Consider the following 25020-nt stretch of genomic DNA (forward strand, 5'->3'; position numbering starts at 1 on the left):
CCTACTGTGCGCGCATGAATTCCTCGGCGGCGCGCACCTGTTCCGGGCTGGGCCGCACCCCGGTGTAGAGCACGAACTGTTCCAGCGCCTGGATGGTGGCCACTTCCGCTCCGGTGATCACGGGCTTGCCGGCGGTGCGGGCCGCTTGGATGAGCGGGGTCTCCGCGGGAAGTGCCACGACGTCGAAAACGATCTTCGCCGCTTCGATCGCCCCGGCAGGGAAGGACAGCGTGTCCGCTTCCGGCCCGCCGGCCATGCCCAGGGGGGTGACGTTGATGATCAGGTCCGCCGTGCCGCCGTCGAGCGCTGCCTGCCATGTGAAGCCGTACTGGTCGGCGAGCGCCCGCCCCGTGCTTTCGTTCCGCGCGATGACGGTGACGTCCTTGAAGCCTGCGTCCCGGAGCGCCGCCACAGTGGCCTTGGCCATCCCGCCGGCCCCCTGGACCAGGACGGAATAGCCGGTGGGCACGGAGTTGGCGGCGAGCAGCTGCTCGATGGCGGTGTAGTCAGTGTTATAAGCCTTGAGGTGGCCGTCCGTGTTGACGATCGTGTTGACGGAGTCGATGGCTTCGGCGGACGGGTCCATCTCGTCGATGAGGGCGATGACGTCCTCCTTGTACGGCATCGAGATGGCGCAGCCGCGGATGCCCAGCCCGCGCACCCCGGCGATGGCCTGTTCCAGGTTGGTGGGGGCGAACGCCTTGTAGATCCAGTTGAGTCCCAGCTGTTCGTAGAGGTGGTTGTGGAACCTGGTCCCGTTGTTGCTGGGGCGGGCGGAGAGCGAGATGCAGAGGGTCATGTCTTTATTCAGAATGGGCACTTGACCATTAAACGCGTTCCCACGCGCGGTCAGGGACAGCCGGTTCCGGGCGGAAGCGTTCCGACGGCGGCGGGCAGCTTCCCGGGGGCCGGCGCCTTCCCTGCAAGCACGGCAACGAGTGCGTCGAACGCGGCGTCGGTCCGCCCGTACAGCGCCAGCCGGACCGGGGCCGGGGAAGCCTGCAGCACCCACGGGGCGTCCAGGGACACCTCGATGTCCCCTCCCCCGGGCCGCCCGCCGAATCCGATCAGGTTCACCACGGGGCCCGAGCCCAACGCGAGTCCGGCCCGGGCGGCTGCCGCCTCAAACCGCTGCCGGTCGCCGGGCCTGCCTGCCACCCGGACGGCTCCGGGAACCAGGGGCCCGGCGCATGGCCCGGACACCACGGTTACGGCCGCGGCCGAAACCCGGGCGGACACGGGAGCTGCCCCGCCGGCCGGGACTCCCGGCGGGGTGCCGCGCCGGCCCTGCCAGGTCATCATGGTTGCCACGCGCAGGGCTGCCTCCTCCAGCCGCGCGGCGGGAAGGGTGCCGGACTTCACCGCCCCGACGATGGCGGCGTGGGCCTGCGCGACGTCGGCCGGCATCAGCAGGAGGTCGGCGCCCGCGGCGAGCGCCATCACTGCCGCCGTACCGTTCGGGTACTGCTTGGTCACGGCACCCATATTGAGCGCATCCGTCACGGCCACGCCCTTGAAGCCGAGCCCGCGCAGCGCTGCGTACGTTGGCGCGGAGAGCGACGCCGGGACGCCCGGTTCCAGCGCGGGCACGGCGATGTGCCCGGTCATCACCATGGGAGTGCCGGCATCGATGGCCGCCTGGAAGGGCTTCCAGTCCCTGCCGCGGAGTTCCTCAACGGCGGCGGGCTGGGTGGGCATGCTGTGGTGGGAGTCGGCGGTCACGGACCCATGGCCAGGGAAATGCTTCACCGCCGGAAGCACCCCTGCTGCCAGCATGCCCTGCGAGAACGCCACGCCATGCGCGGCAGCAAGGGCCGGCTCGGCGGACATGGACCGCGCCCCGATGGTGGGGTCCCTGGGCCCCATGGTGACGTCAGTGTCCGGGGCGAAGTCGACGTTGAAGCCCAGCGGCACCAGTTCACCGGCAAGGCCCTGCGCGGCTTCCCGGGTCAGGGGTTCGCTGCCAGCGGCGCCGTAGCTCATGGGGGACGGCCATTCGGTCAGCGGCGGACCGAGGCGGGCCACCATGCCGCCTTCCTGGTCAACTCCGATCATCCCTGGCCAGGGGTCGCCGTCGGCAGCGGCGGCCTGCGCCAGCCGGTGGTTGATGGCACCCATGCCGGCCACATCCACGTTGCCCTGCGCATCCCTGGGCACGTTGTCACCCATGATGATCGAACCCGCAAGGTGCAGGCGTTCGATGGTGGCAGCGTGGGCCTCCACCTGGTCGCCCGTATAGAACGGCAGCAGGACCTGCCCGGCCTTTTCCTCGGTGGTCATCCCGGCAACGGCCACGGCGGCTGCGTCCTGGTCCCGCTGCTGGGGGCCCCACCCCAACAGCCGGGAACCCGGATCCGGTGAGGGGGACGCAGTGGCGCGGGACGGCTTCGGACGTGGCGTGGACGAAGGCGGAGCCGAGGCAGAAGCTGCCGCGCCGGGAGCGGACGGCGACGGGCCCGGCGCCGGTGCGGCGGTGCAGGAAGCAAGTGCCATGGCGGAGAGGGCGGCGATAAGGGGGATTGTTATGTGTGAACTGTCACGCAGGCGGTGGAACGGGGACATCATTAGGATGCTACCCCTGCGCTATAGACTTGAAACACCCGTTCGCCTGCCGGCAGCAGCCCGGAAGCGGCGCAGCCAGCGGCCACCGGACAGTAAGGAAACGCGTGAAAATTGAGTTCGCTCCATCGCGGCAGTCGACCCTCGGTGTTGAATGGGAGCTCGCGCTGGTGGACGGCAAAACGGGTGAGCTCGCGTCGGTGGCCAACCAGGTGCTGCGCGGCGTCGCCGCCCGCCATCCGGAGCTGAACGAGGACGACGAGCATCCGCACATCAAGCAGGAACTGCTGCTGAACACGGTGGAGCTGGTCACGGGGATCTGCGAGACCGCGGCGGAAGCCAAGGAGGACCTCAGCCGGTCCCTCGCAGCGGTCCGGGAAATCACCGATCCCATGGGCGTGGAACTGTTTTGCGCGGGCAGCCACCCGTTCAGCCCCCCGCAGCTGCAGCCGGTGACGGACAAGGAACGCTACGCCAAGCTGATTGACCGCACGCAGTGGTGGGGCCGGCAAATGGTGATTTACGGGGTCCACGTGCATGTGGGGCTGGACCGGCGCAGCAAGGTCCTCCCGGTCCTGGATGGCCTGATCAACTACTTCCCGCACTTCCAGGCGCTGTCCGCGTCGAGCCCCTTCTGGGGTGGCGAGGACACCGGCTACGCGTCCCAGCGCGCCCTGATGTTCCAGCAGCTGCCCACGGCGGGCCTGCCGTTCCAATTCCGGTCCTGGGAGGAATACGAGGCCTACGTCCAGGACATGTTCACCACCGGCGTCATCGACACCATTTCGGAGATCCGGTGGGACATCAGGCCGGTGCCTGCCCTCGGAACCATCGAGATGCGCATCTGCGACGGCCTGGCCACCCTGGAGGAGGTTGGCGCCATCGCCGCCCTCACCCAGTGCCTGGTGGACGAATTCTCCACCACCCTGGACTACGGCGGCAGCATCCCCACCATGCCGCCGTGGCACGTGCAGGAGAACAAGTGGCGCGCCGCCCGCTACGGCATGGACGCCATCATCATCCTGGACGCCGCCGGAAAGGAGCAGTTGGTCACAGACCACCTGCTGGAGACCCTGAACCGGTTGGAGCCGGTGGCCGCGAAGCTGCGCTGCTCGGATGAGCTGGCCGACGTGGAGAAGATTATCCGCCGCGGCGCGGGCTACCAGCGCCAGCGCCGCGTGGCTGCCGAGAACGGCGGCAACCTGCAGGCCGTGGTGCTGGACCTGGTCAAGCAGATGCGCAACGGGCCCACCGCCTGACGCTCCCCCGTTGCCCTATCAGTTCTGGTCCCTGAACCCGCTGTTTAGGGACCACAACTGATAGCGCAAGTAAGTGTTTTAGGCGGGGAGCGAAACCGAGGTTACCGGCAGCGACGAGTCCGGGGCGAAGCTGATGCCGCTCGGTTCGATGCCGGCCATCACCAGCTGCGCTCCCAGGGCGGCAACCATGGCGCCGTTGTCCGTGCACAGGTCCAGCGGCGGCACATGCAGCGTGATACCCGCGGAGGCACACCTCTGGGCGGTGAGTTCGCGGAGCCGTGAGTTGGCTGCCACGCCGCCGCCGAGCAGGACGTCCTTGATGCCGTGCTCCCGGCAGGCCAGCACGGCTTTGGACGAAATGATGTCCACCACGGCTTCCTGGAAGGCGGCGGCGATGTCCGCCACCGGCACCTCCTGGCCGCGCGCCTCGAACTGCTCCACACACCGGGCCACTGCGGTTTTCAGGCCGCTGAAGGACCAGTCGTAACGGTGGGGGCCGGGCTCTTCCGCGGTACCCATGTACTTGGGCTGGCTGAGGCCCCGCGGGAAGCGGATGGCCTTGGGGTTTCCGGTACGGGCCACCTTGTCGATGGCCGGGCCGCCAGGGTAGCCGAGTCCCAGGATGCGGGCCACCTTGTCGTAGGCCTCGCCCGCGGCGTCATCGATGGTGGAGCCGAGCAGGGTTACGTCATCGGTGATGCTGTTGATCTTCAGGATTTCGGTGTGGCCTCCCGAGACCAGGAGAGCGCCCAGGTTGTCGGGAAGTTCCGGAGCCTTGCCGTCCTTGCCGTCCAGCAGCCCCACGCCCACGTGCGCCACCAGGTGGTTGATGGCGTACAGCGGTTTGCCGGTGGCCACGGCCAGCGCCTTGGCCGCGCAGACCCCCACCATCAGCGCCCCCGCCAGGCCCGGGCCCGACGTGACGGCGATGGCGTCGACGTCGTCCAGGGTTACGCCGGCCTGGGACAGGGCCTGCTCGAGGGTGGGAACGAACGCGTCCAGGTGAGCCCGGGAGGCGATTTCCGGGATGACGCCCCCGAACCGGACGTGTTCATCCATGGACGAGGACACGGTGTTGGTCAGGAGGGCGGTCCCCCGGACAATACCGACGCCGGTCTCGTCGCAGGACGATTCGATGCCCAGGACCAGTGGCTGGGTGCGGTTCATAGCTGGTTTCCTTCGTGTGTTTCCGGGTCAGGGACGAGCTGGAGCCGCATGATCAGGGCGTCGACGCCGTCACGGTAATAGCGGGGGCGGACATGGATGTGTTCGAAGCCGAAGCGCCGGTACAGCTGCTGCGCCCGAGGGTTGTCCGCGCGCACCTCGAGCAGCACGTCCGCGGCGTTCCGGCGCTTCGCTTCGTCGATAAGGCCGGTGAGCAGCGTCCTGCCGATGCCACGGCCCTCATAGGCGGGAACGACGGCGATGGTCTGGACGTCCGCGATCGGCTCGATGCACATCACGCCGGCGTAGCCCACAATGCCTTCGCCGGTTTCTGCCACGAAGTAGCGGCGGGTTTCCGGCTGGGCAAGCTCGTCGAGGAACATCTGCAGCGGCCAGGCGTCCACGGGAAAGAGCTGCTGCTCAAGGGCATTGACGGCGGGCACGTCCTCAAGGACCATGTCGCGGATCACGATGCCGTCCAGCCGGACAGCCTGGGCCGGATTGGGTTTCTGCGCGTCGTTCACAGGGCCTTCTTCCGCGGTCCGGGAACCTGCGCGTCGGACTCCCGGAGGTACAGGGGCGTGGAGTCGAGGAGCCCGTTGCCGGCAGCCAGCCGCGCAAGCGCAAACTGGCCGAGGTACAGCGCGTCGGGCTGCTCCAGCGCAAAGTCGGGCACCGCCTTCAACGTGTCCGCGTACATTCCTGCCCCTGCGCCGAAGGCGGGCAGGTCCGGCAGGTCCGCGGCGAACCCGACGTGCGGCCCGTCCCCGAGCTTCGGCAGCTGGCCTTCGGCCAGCGTGTAGCGCGCCCAGTAAACCTCTTTCCGCCGGGCATCGGTGACCACCAGGAATTCGGGGACCGCGGCGGTGGACTCGGCCACTTCCAGGGCCACCGCGTCCAGGCTCATCAGCCCGTGCAGCGGCTTGCCCCACACGAACGACAGGGTGCGTGCCGTCGCTATTCCGGACCTCAAGCCGGTGAACGGACCAGGCCCCACGCCCACCACCAGGGCATCGATGTCATTCCCGGTGACGCCGGCGGCCGCCAGCATGTTGTCGATGCCAGGGGCGAGGACCTCAGCGTGGCTGCGGGTGTCCTCGGTGGAGAAGCTGGCCACCACGCCTTCCAGGGCGTCATCCGAGACAAGGGCGGCGCTGGCCACGGCGGAAGTGTCAATGGCGAGGATAAGCATCAGTGGTGTCCTTCCGCAGCGCCCAGTTCGGGGGCAGCCGGCCAACGCGGACCGTAGCCGCGCATAACGATGCTCCGCGGCTCATCCGTGTCTTCGTCGTCGAAATCGAGGGTGCCGCCGGGCTCCGCAGCGCCGCCACCAGATTCCAGTCCGCCAAGGCCGATGGCGCGGTGCAGGTCTATCTCGAGCCTGCTCTCACTCAGGTGCTCCACCCTCTCGTGCCCCCACTCCACCACCGTCACCGAGCTGTCCATGGTGTTCTCGAGGTCGATGTCGTCGATCTCGGCGGCCGAGCCCAGGCGGTAGGCATCCACGTGGACCAGGTCCGGGCCGCCCGGGCGTGGACCGTCCGGCAGGTTGGGGTGGATGCGGACCAGGACGAACGTGGGCGAGATGATCCCTGCCCGAACGCCCAGGCCTTCACCCAGGCCTTGGGTGAAGGTGGTCTTGCCGGCCCCCAGCTCGCCGGAGAGGACCAGCAGGTCCCCCGCCTCAAGCACCCCCGCGAGCCGGGCCCCGAGCGCGGATGTCTGTTCCGCCGTCGTCGCCGTGAAGGTCTTCTCCCAGTTGGGCGCGGCGGCTTCGACGGCGGTCATGCTGCTCCTTCCCTGTGAAGGGCAGCGGAGTGCGCGGCCGGGGACGCGTCCTGTTCGTTGATGAAGCGGCGCGGTACCCGCGGACTGATCCGGGTGACGATCTCGTAGTTGATGGTGCCGGCGGCCCGGGCCCAGTCGTCGGCGGTGGGGCCGCCCTCGTCGCCGTTGCCGAAGAGCTCGGCCTCGGCGCCCAGCAGCGCGCCGCCCGCAGGCCCAATGTCGCTCAGGTCTACGACCATCTGGTCCATCGCGATCCGGCCCACCACCGGGTAGGTTTGCCCGGCCACCCTGACGGGGCCGCCGGTGGCGACGCGCGGCACGCCGTCCGCATATCCCACCGGGATCAGGGCCAGCGTGCTGCGCCCGGAGGTGTGGTAGCGGAGGCCGTAGGAGACGCCCTGCCCACTGGGCACTTCCTTGCACTGCGACACCAGGGTGCGCAGCGTCATGGCCGGGCGGAGCCCGAGTTCTGCCGAGCTTTGGCCGTCGAAGGGCGAGAGCCCGTAGATGCCCAGGCCGGCGCGGACCAGGTCGAAGTGGGTGTCCGGCCGGGACAGCGTGGCGGGGGTATTGGCCAGGTGCCGGACCTCCGGGTCCACGCCCGCGTCTTCGGCCACCGCGAGGGCCTCCCGGAAGGCGGCGAGCTGCTGGTCTGTTTCGGGACGCTCCGGTTCGTCGGCGACGGCCAGGTGGGAGAAGACGCCAACGACGCGCAGCAGCCCCTGGTCCTGGTACTCCATCGCCTCGCCCACGAGGTGGTCCCAGGTTTCGAGGGTGGCACCGTTGCGGCCCAGGCCGGTGTCCACTTTTAGATGGACGCGCGCGGGGCGTTCCTGCTCCCTCGCCGCGGCAACAATCCGGTCCAGTTCCCAGCCGGAGCAGCCAATATCGACGCCGGCGGCCACCGCCGCGCCAAAGTTGCTGTCCACGGTGTGCAGCCAGGCCAGCAGTGGAGCGTCGATGCCGGCAGCCCGGAGCGCGAGGGCTTCGGAGATATGGGCGACGCCCAGCCATGCGGCTCCGGCTTCGAGCGCCGCCCGGGCAACGGGAACGGCGCCGTGGCCGTAGGCGTCGGCCTTGACGACGGCCATGACTTTTGCAGGGGAAGCGGCGGCGGCGAGCCTGCGGACGTTGTGCCGGATGGCGTCAAGATCGATCACGGCGGACCGCTCGTGGCGGGGGCCCGGTCCGGGGGCAGCACTGAAATCACCGGTTGTTGCGGGGTAAGTCACCTTACTGATTCTAGTGCCGGGGCTTCGGGCCGAATAATCACGGCGGCGCGGCCCGGTTCCCGGAACCGCAGCAGGGAAGGTACGACGCCGGCACTCGCCGTCGCTCCTTAAGCCCCGCTGCCGGCGTCGTACCTTAGGCGTCAGAAAGGTGGGCGATGGTGGCCGTGGCCCTGCGCTGGGCGGCGAGCGGAACGTCCTGGATGATGTCCTCGAGGAACCCGAAGCGCCGCAGCCACTGGCTCATCTGGCGTTCCGGCCGGGCGTTGGCACGTTTCCACCAGTCCGCAATGTCTCCCCAGCCCGGCGCCGCCAGGGAGCCGCCCACCTCCTGCACCGCAAGCGAAGCGCACAGGTTGGCGAACCGCAGCCGGTTGCCCAGCGGCCAGCCTGCCAGACTACCCACAATGAACGCGGCGTCGAAGCAGTCGCCCGCGCCGGTGGGGTCGAAAGCTTTCACGGGCAGGGACGGCACCCACTCCTCCTCCCCCGTTTCCGAGTCCACCGCCATGGCACCCTGCGGGCCCAGCGTGACCACGGCGACGGGAACCCGGTCCGCCAGCGCGTACAGGGCCGCCCACGGATCATCCTTTCCAGTGAAGGCCATGGCCTCGCGCTGGTTGGGCAGGAAAGCGTGGAAGTACTGCAGGTTTTCCAGCCGGACCGGCGCCCACTCCCCCGTGGGGTCCCAGCCGACGTCGCCGAACAGTTTCACCCCCGCCTGGTGCGCCGCCTTGGCCCACGGCTCCACCTCCACCCCCACCTCGGCGATCCCCGCGAGCGCCGGCGGCGGGGTGCCGATCAGCTCCGACGAAGTGATGGGGGCGGCGTGCCCGTGGGTGACCATGGAGCGGTCCCTGTCTACGCACAGCGAGACGGTGACCGGCGAGTGCCAGCCGGGGACCCGGCGGGACAGGCTGAGGTCCACGTGCTCCTGGCTGGAAAGGATCTTCCAGTTGAAGTCGCCGTAGCCGTCGTCGCCGAACGCCGCGGCCAGGCCGGTCCTGAGCCCCAGCCGGGCCGACGCGATGGCCTGGTTGGCCACGCCTCCGGGGCAGCTGCCCATGCCGTCGCTCCAGATTTCGGTGCCGGGCTCGGGGCTGTGCGGAAGGCCGGTAAAGATGATGTCCTGGAAGACCGTCCCGGCCAGGAGGACGTCGAACCCGGGCTCAGCGGGTGAGCGGACGGCAGCCAGGGGGTCGAAGGGGCGGGCTGGGATCGCGTCCATGTCCGGCACGATACGCCCTGCCACTGACATCCGGTAGTAGCCGTCCGGCTTTGCGGCAGGGGTGGCCCGCGGGCTTGCCGCAGGGGCTGTGTCCGGCCGGGCCTAGACTGCTGGTTATGCGGCTTCTTATTGCCGGCGGCGGGGGTTTCCGGGTGCCGCTGATCTACCGGGCGCTGGCCTCCGGCCGCTTTGCCGGGCTGGCCATCGAACTGGTGCTGTACGACGTCGATGCCGCCCGCCTGGACGCCGTCACCGCCGTCCTCCGCGCCATGCCCGCGGGGCCCGGTGCCCGCCTCCCGGTCCGTGCCACCACCAGTCTTCCCGAAGCCCTGGCCGGCGCGCAGATGGTTTTCTCGGCCATCCGGCCCGGCGGCACGGCAGGCCGGATCGTGGACGAGAAAGTGGCCCAGGACCTCGGGCTGCTGGGCCAGGAAACCACGGGCGCCGGTGGCATCTCCTATGCCCTGCGGACCATCCCGCACATGCTCAGCCTGGCCCGGCAGATGAAGGAGCACTGCCCGGACGCGTGGCTGGTCAATTTCACCAACCCGGCCGGCATGGTCACCGAAGCTCTGGTGCCCGTGTTGGGCCGCCGCGTCATCGGGATCTGTGATTCGGCGGGCGCGCTGGCGCAGCGTGCCGCACGGGCTGCCGGGGTCTCCCTGCCGGAAGGACGGCTCGACGGCGTGGGCTACTACGGGCTGAACCACCTGGGCTGGCTGTACCGGCTGGAGTCCGGCGGCCGGGACGTGCTTCCGGACCTGCTCGCTGACCCGCAAGCCCTGCAGTCCTTCGAGGAAGGCCGGCTGTTCCCGCAGCTTTTCCTGGCCCGGCTCGGTGCGCTGCCGAATGAGTACCTCTACTACTGGTACCGGCGCGACGACGCCCGGCAGGCCATGCAGGCCGTGGCTTTGACCCGCGGGGAGTCCATCCACGTACAGCAGCAGGAACTGTATCCGCGGCTCGCCGCCGCCGGGGACGATGCGTTCCGGCTGTGGGAGGAGGCCCGGCGCTCCCGCGAGGAGGGTTACCTGGCCGAAGCCCGTTCCGACGGCGAGCGCCGGGATGAGGACGACCTGGCCGGCGGCGGTTATGAGCGGGTGGCGCTTGCGGCGATGAGGGCCCTGTCCGGCGCCGGGGACACGCAGCTGATCCTCAACACGGGCAACTCGGTGCCGTCGCCTGCACGGCCGGCACCGGCTGAAGCACCCCGGGCCCAGGCTGCCATCCCGGGATTGCCGGCGGACGCCGTCGTCGAACTCCCCTGCACCGTCACCCCGGACGGCGCGGTGCCGCTGCCCCAGCAGGCGCCCCCGGAACCGCAACTGGGGCTGCTGCGCCGGGTCAAGGACGTGGAACGGCTCACGGTCAGGGCCGCGACGGACGGCGATCGCGTTTCCGCGCTGGAGGCCTTCGCCCGCCACCCGCTGGTTGATTCAGTGGATTTGGCGGTGGAACTGCTGGCCCGGTACGAGCAGGCGTTCCCCGCGCTGCGGGAGCTGTGGCAGGGCGGCGGGCGTTAACAGACTCCGGCGGGCGCCAGGGGAAGGAGTAGTGTTCTTATCGAACGCGCACTGATCCGGTGCCCACTAATTCGCGCCGGTGACCGGAAGGAGGTCCCGTGGCATTGATCCGCAGGGTCGCATTACTCTCCCTCCACACCTCCCCCATGGAACAGCCCGGGTCCGGTGACGCGGGCGGCATGAACGTCTACATCCGGGAACTGGCCTCCGCGCTGGCCGAGGCAGGCGTGGAAGTCGAGATCTTTACGCGCGCCACCTCCGCCAACCAGCCCGCCGTCGAACATCCGGATCCCGGCGTCTGCGTGCACAACGTCCTGGCCGGGCCGCCCCGGAAAATCCCCAAGGAAGAGCTGCCCGAGCTGCTGCACCACATGGTGGCCGAGATCGAAGAGATCCGCCGCCGCCAGCCGCACGGCCGGTACGACGTCATCCACTCGCACTACTGGGTGTCCGGCGTCGCAGGCCTGGAGCTGTCCGAACTCTGGGGCGTGCCGCTGGTCCACACCATGCACACCATGGCAAAGGTCAAGAATCTGCTGCTGGAATCCGGGGAGCAGCCCGAGCCGCGCCGGCGCGAGGTGGGCGAACACCGGATAGTGGACGGGGCCGCGCGGCTGATCGCGAACACCAGCTCCGAGGCCGCGGAACTGGTGTCCCATTACGGGGCAACGTACGACCGCATCGACATCGCCCCGCCCGGGGTGGACCTCAGCACGTTCACGCCGGCTTTCCGCACCCGGTCCCGCAGGGAGCACGGCGTTGAACCAGGCGTGTTCCACCTGCTGTTCGCCGGCCGGATCCAGCGCCTGAAGGGACCCCAGATCCTGGTCAAGGCCGCCGCGCTGCTGCGGCGCCGGCGGCCGGACATCGACCTGCGGCTCACCATCCTGGGTGCGCTGAGCGGCAACAAGGAGTTCAACCTGCGGCGGCTGGTGGCGGAGGCCGGGATGGACGACGTCGTCACGCAGCTTCCGCCGGTCAAGGCACCTGAGCTTGCGTCCTGGTTCCGCGCCGCGGACGTTGTGGTGATGCCCTCCTTCAGCGAATCCTTCGGGCTGGTGGCGCTGGAGGCCCAGGCCTGCGGCACCCCGGTGGTGGCCACCCGGGTGGGCGGGCTCTCCCGTGCCATCTTCCACGGCCGGACCGGGCTGCTGGTGGACGGGCACCACGCCGCCGACTGGGCTGACGCGCTGGAGGCCCTTTATGACGACCCCGCCACCCGGGAGGACATGGGGCGGGCCGCAGCCATCCGCGCCCAGAACTCCGGGTGGGCCCGCACCGCCGCCATCACGCTTGAAAGCTACCACGCCGCCGTCGACAACCATGTGGGGCACCGGCTGCTGCCTGCCGTACCCGCGTCCTGAGGCGATTGCTGGTGCCTGAGTCGCTTTCCTTGGATTCCCCGCCACCTGCGTGCGGGACCTGGGGCCGACGAGGGACTAACCTGTGACGGACACGGTACGGACAGCCGCACCGGGAAAGGACAACGATGTCTGCACTTCCCTCCGACCTTGAAATCGCCCGCGCCGCCCGGATCCGGCCGATCGGTGAAATTGCTGCTGCTGCCGGAATCAATGGCGATGCCGTTGAGCAGTACGGGCGGTACAAGGCGAAGATCGATCCGGCCCGGCTGGACGCGCCGCCTCCCTTCGGCAAGGTGGTGCTGGTTTCCGCCATGTCCCCTACCCCGGCCGGCGAGGGAAAGTCCACCACAACGGTTGGACTGGCCGACTCACTGGCGAGGGCCGGGCACAAAGTGATGGTCGCCCTGCGGGAACCGTCGCTGGGCCCGGTCCTGGGGATGAAGGGCGGCGCGACCGGGGGCGGCTACTCCCAGGTCCTGCCCATGGATGAAATCAATTTGCATTTCACGGGCGACTTCCATGCCATCACCTCGGCCAACAACGCGTTGATGGCGCTGGTGGACAACCACATCTACCAGGGCAACCAACTGAACATTGACCCACGGCGAATGACGTTCAAGCGGGTCCTGGACATGAACGACCGTGCCCTTCGCGAGGTGGTGATCGGCCTGGGCGGACCCCGGCAGGGCGTTCCCCGGCAGGACGGGTTCGACATCACCGTGGCCTCCGAAATTATGGCGGTCTTCTGCCTGGCGACAGACCTGTCCGACCTCCGCGAGCGCCTGGGCCGCATCACGTTCGGCTACACGTATGACCGCGAGCCCGTGACAGTGGCCGGCCTCGGTGTCCAGGGCGCACTGGCGCTGCTGCTCAAGGAGGCCATCAAACCGAACCTGGTGCAGACCATTGCCGGCACCCCTGCACTGGTCCACGGCGGGCCGTTCGCCAACATCGCGCATGGCTGCAACTCGCTGATCGCCACCCAGACGGCACGGCGGCTGGCTGACATCGTGGTTACCGAGGCGGGGTTCGGAGCGGACCTCGGAGCCGAGAAATTCATGGACATCAAGGCCCGGGTGGGCGGCCTGGTGCCTTCCGCCGTTGTGGTGGTGGCAACAGTGCGGGCGTTGAAAATGCACGGCGGGGTACCCAAGGACCAGCTGGGCCAGCCGGACGTGGCGGCCCTCGAGTGCGGTGTGGAGAACCTCCGCCGGCATGTCCGGAACGTGGAGAAGTTCGGTGTGGCCCCGGTGGTGGCCATCAACCGGTTCTCCTCCGACTCCGCCGAGGAACTGGAGTGGCTGCTGGCCTGGTGTGCTGCGGAAGGGGTCCCGGCCGCCGTCGCGGACGTGTGGGGACGCGGTGGCGGCGGGGACGGCGGCGACGAGCTCGCATCCCTGGTGGCGGAGGCGGTGGCCCGGCCGGACAGTTTCCGGCACTTGTACGCCCTGGGTCTGCCTGTGGAGGACAAGATCAGGACGATCGCACAGGAGATTTACGGGGCCGACGGCGTGGAGTTCTCCGTCCCGGCCCTGAACCGGCTGGCCGACATCGAGCGGAACGGCTGGTCCGGGCTTCCGGTATGCATGGCCAAGACGCAGTACTCATTCACCGACGACGCCACCCGCCTGGGCGCTCCCAAGGGATTCACCATCCATGTCCGGGACCTGCTGCCGAAAACCGGTGCGGGGTTCATCGTTGCGCTCACCGGCGCGGTGATGACCATGCCCGGCCTCCCCGCCCGCCCCGCCGCCCTCCGGATGGACGTGGACGACGCCGGGAACCCGATCGGCCTCACCTAAGCCCAGCGTTGCCCTATCAGTTTTGGTTCCTAAAACCCAGGTTTAAGCACCACAACTGATAGGGCAACTGGGGGTGTGGATAACTTCTGCAGCGTCTTCCGCGCTGGGTAAGAATGTTGCCCATGCGCCCCGTCCCGCCGTTACCGGCACACCTTGCATCCGTTCCGTTCACTGTCAAAGAAGCGAAGGCAGCGAGTTTAACCAGAGGGCGCCTCCGGTCCTCCGATCTGGCATCCGCGGGCCGGCTCTTGTATCTTCCGGCCGGGTGGGAATACGAACTTCCCGGCCTGGCCCGGGCACTATCTGCAGCGACGCCGGGAGCATGGGTTTCCCATTTGACTGCTGCGGTTCTGCTGGGACTCTGGATTCCGCCCTGGTTCCAGGACTGCAGGGAGTTGCACCTTAGCAAGCCGAAGTCCCTGCCGCCCGTCAGGCGCGAGGGAGTAGTCGGTCATACAGTGCTGGCGTTCGACGAGGAGATCATGGTCCATGAGGGCATTCGGATGTCTACGCCTGCACGCACCTGGCTGGACCTTGCCCGGAGAGTGCCCCTCGAGCATCTGGTAGCCATCGGAGACCAGTTGGTGCGGGAGCCGAGGCACGGGTTGGAGGCGCGTACAGAGCCGTGGTCAACGGTTGCTGAGCTCAAGCAAATGCTGGCCCGGCATCCGAAGATGCAGGGCATCGTGAAGGCCCGTGCCGCCGTCGAACTTGTCCGTCCCGGTGCAGACTCGGCACCCGAAACCTTTTTGCGGCTGGCTCTGACTGAAGCGGGGCTTCCCGAGCCGGAGCTGCAAGTTCAGGTTGTCCCAGGAGACTCCCATTCTCCTGCGGCCGACCTCGGCTACCGCCGTCACCGAATTGCAATACAGTACGACGGCGGCCATCACCTGACGCGGGAACAGCAGAGCCGCGACAATCGCCGTGACGCCTACTTCCACTCCGCAGGCTGGCGCTATTTCAAATTCAACGGAGAGGACCTGGCCCAAGGCTTCCGGCGCGCCGTCCGGTAAGTCGCTGCGGCCATGTGGGCGGGGTGCACGCCCCGTTGCTCTGTCACTTGTGGTTGCTAACCCGGGGTTTTAGGGACGAATAATGATAGGGCAACGAGGGGCCGCCACGGAGCAACGACAGGTACACCGTCGCAACACTCAGCACCACCAGCACTGCAACGAAAACAGCGGTCCAAGGGTCGGCCGCGAGGAGTTGCGGGATACTGCGGCCCGGAATGCCCACCGCAAAACCAAAAGCGATGGCAATGCCGAGGTAGCTGCCGATCATGTTTCCTCTGTGCGCCGGGATGTTCCGCCGGACGGCACTGACGAGCCCGAGCGTCACCGTCAGAATAGTGAAAGCTGACAGCCCGTGCAGCCACGTGAAGCGACCGGCGGTGACGATGCCAAAACTGCTGAAGCAGACGTAGTACATTGCTGCCACCCACAGATACCCCATCGTCCGGTGGATACGGTCGCGCCGCCGCCGGAAAATCTGCAGAGGCCCGATCGTCAGAACATAAAGCGCGGCGACGACGTGACTGACAAGCAGTACATTCCAGTGCTCCATGGCTCTAAGATAGAGCCACTATCCAATAAAAGTACATCAAGATAGCTGGCAGCCGGACGACTATCCGGTCGGAGGAACACATGCAGCTCAAGGAACTGAGCCAGGTGACGGGCACCAGCCCCGCCAGCATCAAGTTCTACCTGCGGGAGAGGCTGCTTCCTCCCGGCGAAACTGTTCACGCCACGCGCGCCCGCTACACGGACAACCACATCAAACGGCTGCAACTGATCCACGCTCTCCGCCAGATCGTTGGTCTCGACGTCGGGCAGATCCGCAGCATCGTTCAGTTGGCGGACGACGGCGCTCCCCGCCTTGCGCTGCTGGCCCACGTCCAGCGCGTGGTCCTCAACCTCGAGCCCGCCGGGGGTACGGGTGTTCGCACCGCCGCGGCAGACGCCGTCGTACGGATGCGCAACTGGCCCGAAGCGCGAAGTGACGCCCGCGACGCCCTGGACCGGCACATTGCTGTTATGGAGGGCCTGGGCATCAACCTGCCCCTTGAACTCCTGGATCAGTACAGCCTCGCTGTAGATCAGATCGCAGGCCTGGATCTGGAACTGACAACCTTCGAGTGCGATGTGAACGACGTTATCCTGACTGCCGCCGTCGGGATGCACATGCACTCCCAGCTCATGCTCAAGCTGCTCGCGCTTGCCCAGGCAAGTCATGCCATACAGCGATTGGACGGCGGAGGATCCCCTTAAACGCATGTTGCCCTATCACTTTTGGTTCCCAGCCGGCCGGTTTGGGGACCAAAAGTGATAGGGCAACAGAGGAGGAGTATTTAGCGCTCGAGGTCGCCGCGGATGAAAGCCTCGACCTTCTCGCGGGCGAGGTCGTCGTTGTACTGCTCCGGCGGGGACTTCATGAAGTAGCTGGAAGCGGAGAGCAGCGGGCCGCCGATGCCGCGGTCCAGGCCGATCTTCGCGGCGCGGATGGCGTCGATGATGACACCGGCGGAGTTCGGGGAGTCCCAGACCTCCAGCTTGTATTCGAGCGAGACGGGGGCGTCGCCGAAGTTGCGGCCCTCGAGGCGGACGAAGGCCCACTTGCGGTCGTCGAGCCACTGCACGTAGTCGGACGGGCCGATGTGGACGTCCTTGGCTGCCAGTTCGGCCTCGACGTTGGAGGTCACGGCCTGGGTCTTGGAAATCTTCTTGGACTCGAGGCGGTCGCGCTCCAGCATGTTCTTGAAGTCCATGTTGCCGCCGACGTTCAGCTGGTACGTGCGGTCCAGCGTGACACCGCGGTCCTCGAACAGCTTGGCCATCACGCGGTGGGTGATGGTGGCGCCGATCTGGCTCTTGATGTCGTCGCCGACGATCGGGACGCCGGCGGCGGTGAACTTGTCAGCCCATTCCTTGGTGCCGGCGATGAAGACGGGCAGGGCGTTCACGAACGCAACACCGGCGTCGATGGCGCACTGGGCGTAGAACTCGGCGGCGTCCTGTGACCCCACCGGCAGGTAGCAGACCATGACATCGACGTTGGCGTCCTTGAGCGCCTGGACCACGTCGACGGGCTGTTCGGTGGACTCCTCGATAGTCTCGAGGTAGTACCGCCCGAGGCCGTCCAGGGTGTGGCCGCGCTGGACGGTAACACCGGTGGGCGGCACGTCCGCGATCTTGATGGTGTTGTTTTCGCTGGCCGTGATCGCGTCGGCGAGGTCGTGGCCGACCTTCTTGCCGTCAACGTCGAACGCGGCGACGAACTCAACGTCACGCACGTGGTACTGGCCGAACTCAACGTGCATCAGGCCCGGGATGGTGGCGTTGGGATCGGCGTCCTTATAGTAGTGGACGCCCTGGACCAGCGAGGCGGCGCAGTTTCCTACGCCGACGATCGCAACACGGATCGGATGTGAAGACACGGAACTCCTTTGAGGAAAAAACGTCAGCCGGCCGGTGGTGCGTCGGGAACGATGCGACGGCGGCCGGCTGGTATGGCGCCGCGCGGCGCCTTTTCATAGTACCCAACACAAGGGGGCAGGGCATTGTTCCTGCCCCCCCCTTAACAATCAGGAAACCGGCTGCTTCCACAGGTTGATGTCCGATTCCACCGCGAATTCGTCGATGGCCGTCAGTTCCTCCGACGTGAAATCCAGGTTATTGATCGCGGAGAGGGAGTCCTCCAACTGGCCCACGCTGGAGGCACCAATGAGCGCGGACGTGACCGGGGAACCCTTCTGCTGGTCGCGCAGGACCCAGGCGATGGCCATCTGCGCCAGCGACTGTCCGCGGCCCTCAGCGATATCGTGCAGGCCGCGGATGCGGTCCAGTTTCTCGTCAGTGATGGCGTCTTCGGACAGGAACCGGGCTTTGGCGGCACGGGAGTCAGACGGAATGCCGTTGAGGTAGCGGTCGGTAAGCATGCCCTGTGCTAGCGGCGAGAAGGCGATAGACCCGGCGCCCACCTGGTCCAGCGCCTCGTACAGGTTGGGCGAACCGTCCTCGGTCCACCGGTTCAGCATGGAGTAGCTGGGCTGGTGGATCAGCAGCGGCGTGCGAAGGTCCTTCAATATGCGGGCTGCCTCGAGGGTCTGTTCCGGCGTGTAGGAGGAGATGCCGGCATAGAGGGCCTTGCCGGAGCGGACGGCATAGTCCAGCGCACCCATGGTCTCTTCGAGCGGGGTTTCCGGATCCGGGCGGTGGCTGTAGAAGATGTCCACGTAGTCCAGGCCCATCCGCTGCAGGGACTGGTCAAGGCTGGAGATGAGGTACTTGCGCGAGCCCCACTCGCCGTACGGCCCGGGCCACATGTAGTAGCCGGCCTTGGTGGAGATGACGAGTTCGTCGCGGTAAGGCCTGAAATCCTCTTTCAGGTGCCGGCCGAAGTTGGTCTCCGCGGAGCCGTCCGGGGGCCCGTAGTTGTTGGCGAGGTCAAAGTGGTTGACGCCGAGGTCGAAGGCGCGGCGGAGAATGGCGCGCTGCTCATCGAAGCGCTTGTCGTCTCCGAAGTTGTGCCACAGGCCCAGGGAGATGGCAGGAAGCTTCAGCCCGCTGCGGCCGCAGCGGCGGAAGGGCATGGAATCATAGCGGTCCTCCGCTGCTGAATAAGTCATGCGTTCCATCCTGCCAGCTGTGATGGCCGCTACATTACAACGAAGGAAAAGTTACGCCGCGGGCTGACTGCTGCCAGCCCGCGGCGTCATCTTAAACCGGGTTCAGTACTTCACAATGGCCGCGCTCCACGGCGCCAGGGAAAGAACCTCTCCTTCCAGGCCAATCCCTTCGTCCGTCGCCAGCAGGACCGTTCCGGAAACATCGTCAAGCCGCACCTTGGCGTCCGAGAAGTTGAGGAGTACCTCAACGCTGCCGCGGCGGAACCGCAGCCAGCCGGCGTCGTCGTCGAACGAAACATGCGTTTCCGTAAACCCAAGGCCGGCCAGCTCGGAGTGCGTCCGGCGCAGGGCGGTCAGGGACTTGTAAAGCTCCAGCAGCCGGGCATGGTCGCCCGATGCTGCCTCATCCCAATTCAGCTTGGACCTGGTAAAGGTTTCCGGGTCCTGCGGGTCGGGCACGACGGCGGGATCCCACCCCATGCGCTCAAATTCCTTGATGCGCCCTTCCGCGGTCGCCTTGCCGAGCTCGGGTTCCGGGTGGGAGGTGAAGAACTGCCATGGCGTGCTGGCGGCGAACTCCTCACCCATGAACAGCATGGGAGTGAAGGGTGAGGTGAGGGTGAGCACCGCCGCCACGGCCAGCTGCCCGTGGGACAGCGACTGCGAGAGCCGGTCCCCCGTGGCCCGGTTGCCGATCTGGTCGTGGTTCTGGTTGCACACCACCAGCGCCGCGGGGTGCACCAGGGATGCGTTGATGGGCCGCCCGTGGTGCCGGCCGCGGAAGCTGGAATAGCTGCCGTCGTGGAGGAACCCGTCCTTCAGGACCTTGGCCAGGACCGCGAGGGACTGGAAGTCCTCGTAGTACCCGGTGGTTTCACCGCTGACGTTGACGTGGACGGCGTGGTGGTAGTCGTCGCTCCACTGGCCGGCCAGCCCGTAGCCGTTGGCGTCCCGCGGATAGAGCAGCCGCGGGTTGTTGAGGTCCGACTCCGCGATCAGCGTCTTGGGCAGGCCCGTTTCCGCGGCCACAGCGTCACCCAAGGCGCCAAGGTCCTCAAGGAGGTGCACGGCGCGTTCGTCCCGCAGGGCGTGCACGGCGTCGAGCCGGAGCCCGTCCACGTGGTAGTCGCGCAGCCACAGCGCGGCGTTGTCCAGGATGTACTCGCGCACCACATCCGAGCCGGGCCCGTCCAGGTTAACCGAGTCACCCCACGTGTTCGCATCACCCTGCTTCAGGTAGGGGCCGAACTTGGGCAGATAGTTGCCGCTGGGTCCAAGGTGGTTGTAGACCACGTCCTGGATGACGCCCAGCCCCGCCGCGTGCGCCGCGTCCACAAAGCGCTGGTAAGCGGCCGGCCCGCCGTAGCCCTCGTGCACGGTGTACCACTGGACGCCGTCATAGCCCCAGTTGTGGGTTCCGTTGAATCCGTTGACAGGCAGCAGTTCCACGAAGTCGACGCCGAGTTCGGCCAGGTAGCCCAGCTTCTCCGCCGCGGCGTCCAAAGTTCCGTCCGGCGTGAACGTACCGACGTGCAGCTCGTAAATGACCGAGCCCTTGAGCTCCTTGCCGGCCCACCCGGAGTCCTGCCAGGAATGGGCAGCGGGGTCGAAGGTCCTGGACAGCTGGTGGACGCCGTCCGGCAGGCGCCGGGACCGGGGATCCGGCACCGGCTGGCCGTCGCCGTCGAGCAGGTAGCCGTAGTCCACTTCGCCCTCGGCAGGGGCGTCCGGGGCTGTCCACCAGCCCTCCGCACCGGGCTGCGTCTCCTTCTGCAGCATAGGGTACTGCCGGCCGTCCGCCAGCAGGATCACGGACGTGGCGTTGGGCGCCCACACATCGAAGCGTTCGGGACCACCATTGACCAAAGTCATGCGTTTTCTCCATCCACCGGTACCAGCAAAGCCACCGGGTAGGTACCCAGCACATCGCCGACCAAAACGGAGCCCGGCCCGTAGCTGGCGCCCGTAAGTTCGTCACGCATGGGTACGGAAAGTTCGACGGCGGTGTCCTGCCAGCCGCCCTTGGCCTCCAGCCCGGCGGGGAGCCGGGTGGCAAGGGTCAGCGCTCCCGCGGACCCGTCACCACTGCCGCGGGAAAACGCGAGCAGGTGCGCGGAGGCTGCGCCAACAGCCGTCACCGGACTGTAGCCCTGGAACAGCTCCGGCCGGTCCCGACGGAGGCGGAGTGCCCGGGAGGTGACCAGGAGCTTGCTGGCCTCTGTCCCCGCCGCTGGCAGCGTGCCGCCGTCGATCCTTGCCAGCTCCTCTTGGCGGAGGGCGAAGTCCACCGGCCGCCGGTTGTCGGGGTCGGTTAGGGACCGTTCCCAGAATTCGCTGCCCTGGTAAACGTCCGGCACGCCGGGCATGGTCAGCTGGACCAGTTTCGCGGACAGTGAGTTGGAGGCGGCGTGCGCGTCGATCCTTCCCACGAAGTCCTTCACCGCCTTGTTCACCCGGGCGTCGTCGAATGCCGCGTCCACGGCAGCCTTGACCCGCGCCTCGAAGTCCTCGTTGGGGTTGGTGTATGTGGTGGAGTTGCCGGCTTCACGTGCCGCCTTCAATGCGTAACCCTGAAGCCGCTCCCGGCTGGCCGGCCACGCGCCGACTATGGCCTGCCAGAGCAGGTTCTCGTACGGGCCGTCCGGGACCGGGGCCAGTTCACGCAGGGTGTTCAGCGTGGACGACCACTCCTGGGGCAGTTCGGCAATGACCGAGATCCGTGCCCGGGCGTCCTCGCTGCGCTTGGTGTCGTGGGTGGACATTGTGGTCATGGACAGCGGCAGTTCCTCCTGCCGCCGGCGCATCCGGTGGTGGAATTCCTCCGGGGTCACAGCGAACTCTGCGGGATCGGCGCCCACCTCAGTAAGGGTGCCCAACCGCGTATAGCGGTAGAAGGCCGTGTCCTCAACGCCCTTGGCCATAACCATTCCGGAGGTCTGCTGGAAGCGGACCGCGATCGGGTTCGCCGGGTCCAGCAGCAGCGGCAGGAGCGTGCCGACAGCAACTGCAAGGTCGGGCCGCTGCCCGGCAGCGGACTCGCAGGCTTCCTTGAGGATCTCGGCGCCGGTGGGCAGGTAGGTGCGGTAGACCGGGAAGGCGGAGATGATTTCGGCAATTGCATCTGCCGCCTCCTCCACCGCCAAGCCGTAGGATTCCGGCACCAGGCGGGCAAGGCGCAGCACCTCTGACCTGAGGATGCCGTCCGCGATCATGCGTTTGGTACCCCGGATCATTTCCGCGTAGTCCGCCGGTTCCGAAGAGCCGCGCAGCTCAGCATCCAGTGCATCGAGTGCCGCCTGGCCGGCTGGGTCCACGAACACCCGGTCCACATCCGCCAGGGCGTCGTAGCCGGTGGTTCCTTCGCAGGCGAAGTCGCCGGGAAGCACCTCGCCGGGTTCCAGGATCTTTTCCACCAGGACGTAGCCGCCGCCGGTGAGGTCCTTGAGCCAGCGCAGGTAGCCGCCCGGGTCCGCCAGGCCGTCCGGGTGGTCCACGCGGAGCCCGTCCACCAGCCCCTCACGGAACCAGCGGCCGATCTCAGCGTGGGCCTCCTCGAAGACCTGCGGGTTCTCCACCCGGATGCCGGCCAGTGTGGTGACCGCAAAAAACCGGCGGTAGTTGAGTTCGGCATCTGCCCGGCGCCAGTCCATCAGCTCGTAGTGCTGGCGGCTGTGGACTTCCTGCGGGGAGTCCCCCTCGGAGTATGTGCCTGCCGCGATCGGGAAGCGGTGGTCGTAGTACCGGAGTTCGCCGTCCTCGATGGTCAGCTTGTCCAGGTCCTCGCCCGAACCGAGCATGGGCAGCCGGATCTTTCCGCCGCCCAGGTCCCAATCGACGTCGAACGCCTCGGCGTACGGCGAATCCCGGCCCTCCTTCAGCAAGGACCACCACCACGGGTTCTGGATTGGCGTGGCCACGCCAACGTGGTTGGGGACGATGTCCACCAGGACTCCCATGCCGTGCTCCCGCGCAGCGCGGGACAGGGCCAGCAGCCCTTCCGGCCCGCCGCGGTCCGGGTCGATGGCGGAGGGGTCGGTCACATCGTAGCCGTGGTCCGAGCCCTGCTCAGCGGTGAGGATGGGCGAGAGGTATACCCAATCCACGCCCAGCGACTTCAGGTACGGGACCTGTTCGGCTGCATCGAACAGGGTAAACCCACGGCGGATCTGGAACCGGTAGGTGGATGCGGGAGCCCTCATTTTTTCGGTTCCTTCCGCGCCCCGATCTTGGTGGTCTTGCCGGGCTCTGCCACTACCGGCGTGCTGATCGATTCCGCCTCGCTGGTGGTGGCTTGGGTCAAAGCAGCCAGGGAGGCAGCCACCGAATGGTCCGGCTCCGCCTCGGGCTCGCTGTGCGCGCGGAGGACCACCAGGGACTTGGCTTCCACCGGCAGCGGCTGGCCTGCGCCCACCGGCTTGGTGTCCGCGTTTTGGCCCGCGGTATCGATCACCACATCCCACGCTTTGGCGAACTCGTCAGACGGCAGCGTGAACTTGACCGTGTCATCGTGGGCATTGAAGTACAGCAGGAAATTCACGTCGGTGATCCGACGGCCCCTGGCATCCTTGCCCTGGATGCCGTCACCGTTTAGGAACATGCCCACCGAACGGCCGAACCCGTTGTCCCAGGCTTCAGGCAGCATGATTTCCCCAGAGGGGTCCAGCCAGACGATATCGGGGAGGCGTTCGCCCTGGCCCCGTGGTACCGGGCGGCCGTCGAAGAATCGGCTGCGGCGGAACGTGGGGTGCTTGGCGCGGAGCGCGTTGACGGCTGCGGTGAACTCCACCAGCGGCTGGTCTATGGTTTCCCAGTTGATCCAGGTCAGCTCGGAGTCCTGGCAGTAGCCGTTGTTGTTGCCTTGCTGGGTGCGGCCCATCTCGTCGCCGTGCAGGATCATGGGCACGCCCTGGGACAGGAGCAGCGAGGCAATGAAGTTTCGCTGCTGCCGGGCCCGCAGCGCCAGCACCTCGGGATCGTCGGTAGGACCTTCAACGCCGCAGTTCCATGAGCGGTTGTGGGATTCGCCGTCGTTGTTGCCCTCACCGTTGGCCTCGTTGTGCTTCTCGTTGTAGGACACAAGGTCGGAGAGGGTGAAGCCGTCGTGTGCGGTGACGAAGTTGATGGAGGCCACCGGGCGCCGGCCGGAGTGCTCGTAGAGGTCAGCCGATCCCGTGATGCGTGACGCGAACTCGCCCAGGGTGGCGGGCTCACCGCGCCAGAAGTCGCGGACGGTGTCACGGTACTTGCCGTTCCATTCGGTCCACTGCGGCGGGAAGTTGCCCACCTGGTAGCCGCCGGGGCCAACGTCCCACGGTTCGGCGATCAGCTTGACCTGCGAGACAACCGGGTCCTGCTGGATGAGTTCGAAGAAGGTGGACAGCTTGTCCACGTCGTAGAACTCCCGGGCCAGGGTGGAGGCGAGGTCGAAGCGGAAGCCGTCAACGTGCATTTCGGTGACCCAGTAGCGGAGGGAGTCCATAAGCAGCTGCAGCGAGTGCGGCTGCCGGACGTTCAGCGAGTTGCCGGTGCCGGTGTAGTCCATGTAGTACCGCTGGTCGTCCTCAACCAGGCGGTAGTAGGCGGCGTTGTCGATGCCCTTGAAGGACAGGGTTGGGCCCAGGTGGTTGCCTTCCGCGGTGTGGTTGTAAACCACGTCGAGGATGACCTCGATGCCGGCCTGGTGCAGGGAGCGGACCATTGCCTTGAAGTCCTGGACCTGCTGGCCGGTATCCCCGGTGGAGCTGTAGGTGTTTTGCGGCGCGAAGAACCCAATGGTGTTGTAGCCCCAGTAATTGTTCAGGCCCTTGTCCTGAAGGGTGCCATCATTCACAAACTGGTGCACGGGCATCAGTTCGATGGCGGTGACGCCGAGCTTCTGCAGGTGTGCGATCACGGCCGGATGCGCCACGCCGGCATAGGTGCCGCGCTGCTCCTCGGGTACGTCCGGGTGCAGCTGGGTTAGGCCTTTGACGTGGGCCTCGTAAATCACAGACTGGTGGTACGGAATCCGCAGCTGCTGGTCGCCTTCCCAGTCAAAGTAGGGGTTGGTGACCACGCCGAGCATCATGTGCTTGGCGGAATCTTCATTGTTGACGGAGTCCTCGTCGCCAAGGTTGTAGGTGAACAGCGACGGGTCCCAGTCCACCTGGCCGTGGATCGCTTTGGCGTAGGGGTCCAGCAGGAGCTTGTTGGGGTTGAACCGGTTGCCGGATGCCGGATCGTACGGGCCGTGCACGCGGTAGCCGTACTTCTGGCCGGGCTGGACCTGCGGGATGTAGCAGTGCCAAACGTAGCCGTCTACCTCGTCCAGGGTGATGCGGGTTTCCTCGCCGTCGTCGTCAAAAAGGCACAGTTCCACTTTTTCTGCTCGTTCGCTGAACAGGGCAAAGTTGGTGCCGGTTCCGTTGTACGTGGCGCCAAGGGGGTAAGCCGATCCAGGCCAGACTTCCATAATGCTCCTCATTGTTGGTCGGCAGCGGT

General features: G+C 67.2%; 20 protein-coding genes. 6 read left to right on the forward strand and 14 right to left on the reverse strand.

Translation table 11 applies throughout. The annotated features are described in order from the left end of the window. Position 1: 1 nt before the first annotated feature. On the reverse strand, positions 2–799 hold the full coding sequence (locus tag ACLH0K_RS12225; protein WP_411376473.1) for a shikimate 5-dehydrogenase: 798 nt from the start codon (positions 797–799) through the stop codon (positions 2–4). A gap of 50 nt (positions 800–849) precedes the next feature. Next, entirely contained in the window at positions 850–2280 is a 1431-nt protein-coding gene (locus ACLH0K_RS12230; RefSeq protein WP_411376474.1) for a glycoside hydrolase family 3 N-terminal domain-containing protein, read from the reverse strand. Between the two features lie 386 nt (positions 2281–2666). On the opposite strand from ACLH0K_RS12230, the gene ACLH0K_RS12235 reads away from it, so the two are divergent. Further along, a complete protein-coding gene (locus ACLH0K_RS12235) occupies positions 2667–3818 on the forward strand; it encodes a glutamate--cysteine ligase (RefSeq protein ID WP_411373864.1) in 1152 nt (383 codons plus the stop codon). A gap of 78 nt (positions 3819–3896) precedes the next feature. Here the strand turns inward: ACLH0K_RS12235 and tsaD are convergent, their stop codons facing one another. The 6 genes from tsaD to ACLH0K_RS12265 all read right to left on the reverse strand — a co-directional run bounded on the left by tsaD (position 3897) and on the right by ACLH0K_RS12265 (position 9227). Further along, positions 3897–4985 (reverse strand): tRNA (adenosine(37)-N6)-threonylcarbamoyltransferase complex transferase subunit TsaD, encoded by a 1089-nt coding sequence (gene tsaD / locus ACLH0K_RS12240; RefSeq protein WP_411373865.1) that lies wholly within the window; start codon positions 4983–4985, stop codon positions 3897–3899. After that, positions 4982–5440: a ribosomal protein S18-alanine N-acetyltransferase gene (rimI, locus tag ACLH0K_RS12245; protein ID WP_411376475.1), complete on the reverse strand. Its 459-nt coding sequence runs from the start codon at positions 5438–5440 to the stop codon at positions 4982–4984. Before rimI ends, tsaD begins: the two co-directional genes overlap by 4 nt. 62 nt (positions 5441–5502) lie before the next feature. Next, on the reverse strand, positions 5503–6174 hold the full coding sequence (tsaB, locus tag ACLH0K_RS12250; RefSeq protein ID WP_411373866.1) for a tRNA (adenosine(37)-N6)-threonylcarbamoyltransferase complex dimerization subunit type 1 TsaB: 672 nt from the start codon (positions 6172–6174) through the stop codon (positions 5503–5505). Next, positions 6174–6770 carry a tRNA (adenosine(37)-N6)-threonylcarbamoyltransferase complex ATPase subunit type 1 TsaE gene (gene tsaE / locus ACLH0K_RS12255; RefSeq protein ID WP_411373867.1) on the reverse strand — a complete coding sequence of 199 codons (597 nt, stop codon included), beginning with the start codon at positions 6768–6770 and terminating at the stop codon, positions 6174–6176. The genes tsaB and tsaE overlap by 1 nt, the downstream gene beginning before the upstream one ends. Continuing rightward, positions 6767–8002 (reverse strand): alanine racemase, encoded by a 1236-nt coding sequence (gene alr, locus ACLH0K_RS12260; protein WP_411373868.1) that lies wholly within the window; start codon positions 8000–8002, stop codon positions 6767–6769. Before alr ends, tsaE begins: the two co-directional genes overlap by 4 nt. 133 nt (positions 8003–8135) lie before the next feature. Continuing rightward, the gene (locus tag ACLH0K_RS12265; RefSeq protein ID WP_411373869.1) at positions 8136–9227 is read right to left on the reverse strand and encodes a carbohydrate kinase family protein; all 1092 of its coding nucleotides are present in this window, start codon (positions 9225–9227) and stop codon (positions 8136–8138) included. A 116-nt stretch (positions 9228–9343) separates the two neighbouring features. On the opposite strand from ACLH0K_RS12265, the gene ACLH0K_RS12270 reads away from it, so the two are divergent. The 4 genes from ACLH0K_RS12270 to ACLH0K_RS12285 all read left to right on the forward strand — a co-directional run bounded on the left by ACLH0K_RS12270 (position 9344) and on the right by ACLH0K_RS12285 (position 14929). Next, the gene (locus ACLH0K_RS12270; protein ID WP_411373870.1) at positions 9344–10750 is read left to right on the forward strand and encodes a 6-phospho-beta-glucosidase; all 1407 of its coding nucleotides are present in this window, start codon (positions 9344–9346) and stop codon (positions 10748–10750) included. A gap of 98 nt (positions 10751–10848) precedes the next feature. Beyond that, positions 10849–12114 (forward strand): D-inositol-3-phosphate glycosyltransferase, encoded by a 1266-nt coding sequence (gene mshA / locus ACLH0K_RS12275; RefSeq protein WP_411373871.1) that lies wholly within the window; start codon positions 10849–10851, stop codon positions 12112–12114. A gap of 125 nt (positions 12115–12239) precedes the next feature. Next, a complete protein-coding gene (locus tag ACLH0K_RS12280; protein WP_411373872.1) occupies positions 12240–13916 on the forward strand; it encodes a formate--tetrahydrofolate ligase in 1677 nt (558 codons plus the stop codon). 335 nt (positions 13917–14251) lie between these two features. After that, positions 14252–14929 (forward strand): endonuclease domain-containing protein, encoded by a 678-nt coding sequence (locus tag ACLH0K_RS12285; protein WP_411373873.1) that lies wholly within the window; start codon positions 14252–14254, stop codon positions 14927–14929. 43 nt (positions 14930–14972) lie between these two features. Here ACLH0K_RS12285 and ACLH0K_RS12290 read toward each other — a convergent pair whose 3' ends face one another. Then, positions 14973–15479 carry a DUF2306 domain-containing protein gene (locus ACLH0K_RS12290; protein WP_411373874.1) on the reverse strand — a complete coding sequence of 169 codons (507 nt, stop codon included), beginning with the start codon at positions 15477–15479 and terminating at the stop codon, positions 14973–14975. Between the two features lie 80 nt (positions 15480–15559). Between ACLH0K_RS12290 and ACLH0K_RS12295 the strand changes: the two genes are divergently transcribed. After that, positions 15560–16183, forward strand: coding sequence for a MerR family transcriptional regulator (locus ACLH0K_RS12295; RefSeq protein WP_411373875.1), 624 nt, complete (start codon positions 15560–15562; stop codon positions 16181–16183). An 80-nt stretch (positions 16184–16263) separates the two neighbouring features. Here ACLH0K_RS12295 and ACLH0K_RS12300 read toward each other — a convergent pair whose 3' ends face one another. The 5 genes from ACLH0K_RS12300 to glgX all read right to left on the reverse strand — a co-directional run bounded on the left by ACLH0K_RS12300 (position 16264) and on the right by glgX (position 24991). Further along, on the reverse strand, positions 16264–17349 hold the full coding sequence (locus ACLH0K_RS12300; protein WP_411373876.1) for an inositol-3-phosphate synthase: 1086 nt from the start codon (positions 17347–17349) through the stop codon (positions 16264–16266). A 147-nt stretch (positions 17350–17496) separates the two neighbouring features. After that, the gene (gene mgrA / locus ACLH0K_RS12305) at positions 17497–18540 is read right to left on the reverse strand and encodes an L-glyceraldehyde 3-phosphate reductase (RefSeq protein WP_411373877.1); all 1044 of its coding nucleotides are present in this window, start codon (positions 18538–18540) and stop codon (positions 17497–17499) included. Between the two features lie 102 nt (positions 18541–18642). Next, positions 18643–20412: a malto-oligosyltrehalose trehalohydrolase gene (treZ, locus tag ACLH0K_RS12310; protein ID WP_411373878.1), complete on the reverse strand. Its 1770-nt coding sequence runs from the start codon at positions 20410–20412 to the stop codon at positions 18643–18645. Beyond that, a complete protein-coding gene (treY, locus tag ACLH0K_RS12315; RefSeq protein ID WP_411373879.1) occupies positions 20409–22739 on the reverse strand; it encodes a malto-oligosyltrehalose synthase in 2331 nt (776 codons plus the stop codon). The genes treZ and treY overlap by 4 nt, the downstream gene beginning before the upstream one ends. After that, positions 22736–24991 carry a glycogen debranching protein GlgX gene (gene glgX / locus ACLH0K_RS12320; RefSeq protein WP_411373880.1) on the reverse strand — a complete coding sequence of 752 codons (2256 nt, stop codon included), beginning with the start codon at positions 24989–24991 and terminating at the stop codon, positions 22736–22738. The genes treY and glgX overlap by 4 nt, the downstream gene beginning before the upstream one ends. Between the last annotated feature and the right edge of the window lie 29 nt (positions 24992–25020).

This window comes from Arthrobacter sp. MPF02, assembly GCF_046605375.1.
In the GTDB taxonomy this organism is placed as follows: Bacteria; Actinomycetota; Actinomycetes; order Actinomycetales; family Micrococcaceae; genus Arthrobacter.

Excerpts from the sequence above, each read along its gene's own strand:
- ACLH0K_RS12280 (WP_411373872.1), top strand. The coding sequence starts at position 12,240 with ATGTCTGCACTTCCCTCCGACCTTGAAATCGCCCGCGCCGCCCGGATC.
- rimI (WP_411376475.1), bottom strand. The coding sequence starts at position 5,440 with ATGGTCCTTGAGGACGTGCCCGCCGTCAATGCCCTTGAGCAGCAGCTC.
- tsaB (WP_411373866.1), bottom strand. The coding sequence starts at position 6,174 with ATGCTTATCCTCGCCATTGACACTTCCGCCGTGGCCAGCGCCGCCCTT.
- ACLH0K_RS12225 (WP_411376473.1), bottom strand. The coding sequence starts at position 799 with ATGACCCTCTGCATCTCGCTCTCCGCCCGCCCCAGCAACAACGGGACC.
- ACLH0K_RS12290 (WP_411373874.1), bottom strand. The coding sequence starts at position 15,479 with ATGGAGCACTGGAATGTACTGCTTGTCAGTCACGTCGTCGCCGCGCTT.
- treZ (WP_411373878.1), bottom strand. The coding sequence starts at position 20,412 with ATGACTTTGGTCAATGGTGGTCCCGAACGCTTCGATGTGTGGGCGCCC.
- mgrA (WP_411373877.1), bottom strand. The coding sequence starts at position 18,540 with ATGACTTATTCAGCAGCGGAGGACCGCTATGATTCCATGCCCTTCCGC.
- glgX (WP_411373880.1), bottom strand. The coding sequence starts at position 24,991 with ATGGAAGTCTGGCCTGGATCGGCTTACCCCCTTGGCGCCACGTACAAC.
- ACLH0K_RS12265 (WP_411373869.1), bottom strand. The coding sequence starts at position 9,227 with ATGGACGCGATCCCAGCCCGCCCCTTCGACCCCCTGGCTGCCGTCCGC.
- ACLH0K_RS12270 (WP_411373870.1), top strand. The coding sequence starts at position 9,344 with ATGCGGCTTCTTATTGCCGGCGGCGGGGGTTTCCGGGTGCCGCTGATC.
- treY (WP_411373879.1), bottom strand. The coding sequence starts at position 22,739 with ATGAGGGCTCCCGCATCCACCTACCGGTTCCAGATCCGCCGTGGGTTT.
- ACLH0K_RS12295 (WP_411373875.1), top strand. The coding sequence starts at position 15,560 with ATGCAGCTCAAGGAACTGAGCCAGGTGACGGGCACCAGCCCCGCCAGC.
- tsaD (WP_411373865.1), bottom strand. The coding sequence starts at position 4,985 with ATGAACCGCACCCAGCCACTGGTCCTGGGCATCGAATCGTCCTGCGAC.
- tsaE (WP_411373867.1), bottom strand. The coding sequence starts at position 6,770 with ATGACCGCCGTCGAAGCCGCCGCGCCCAACTGGGAGAAGACCTTCACG.
- ACLH0K_RS12230 (WP_411376474.1), bottom strand. The coding sequence starts at position 2,280 with ATGACCACCGAGGAAAAGGCCGGGCAGGTCCTGCTGCCGTTCTATACG.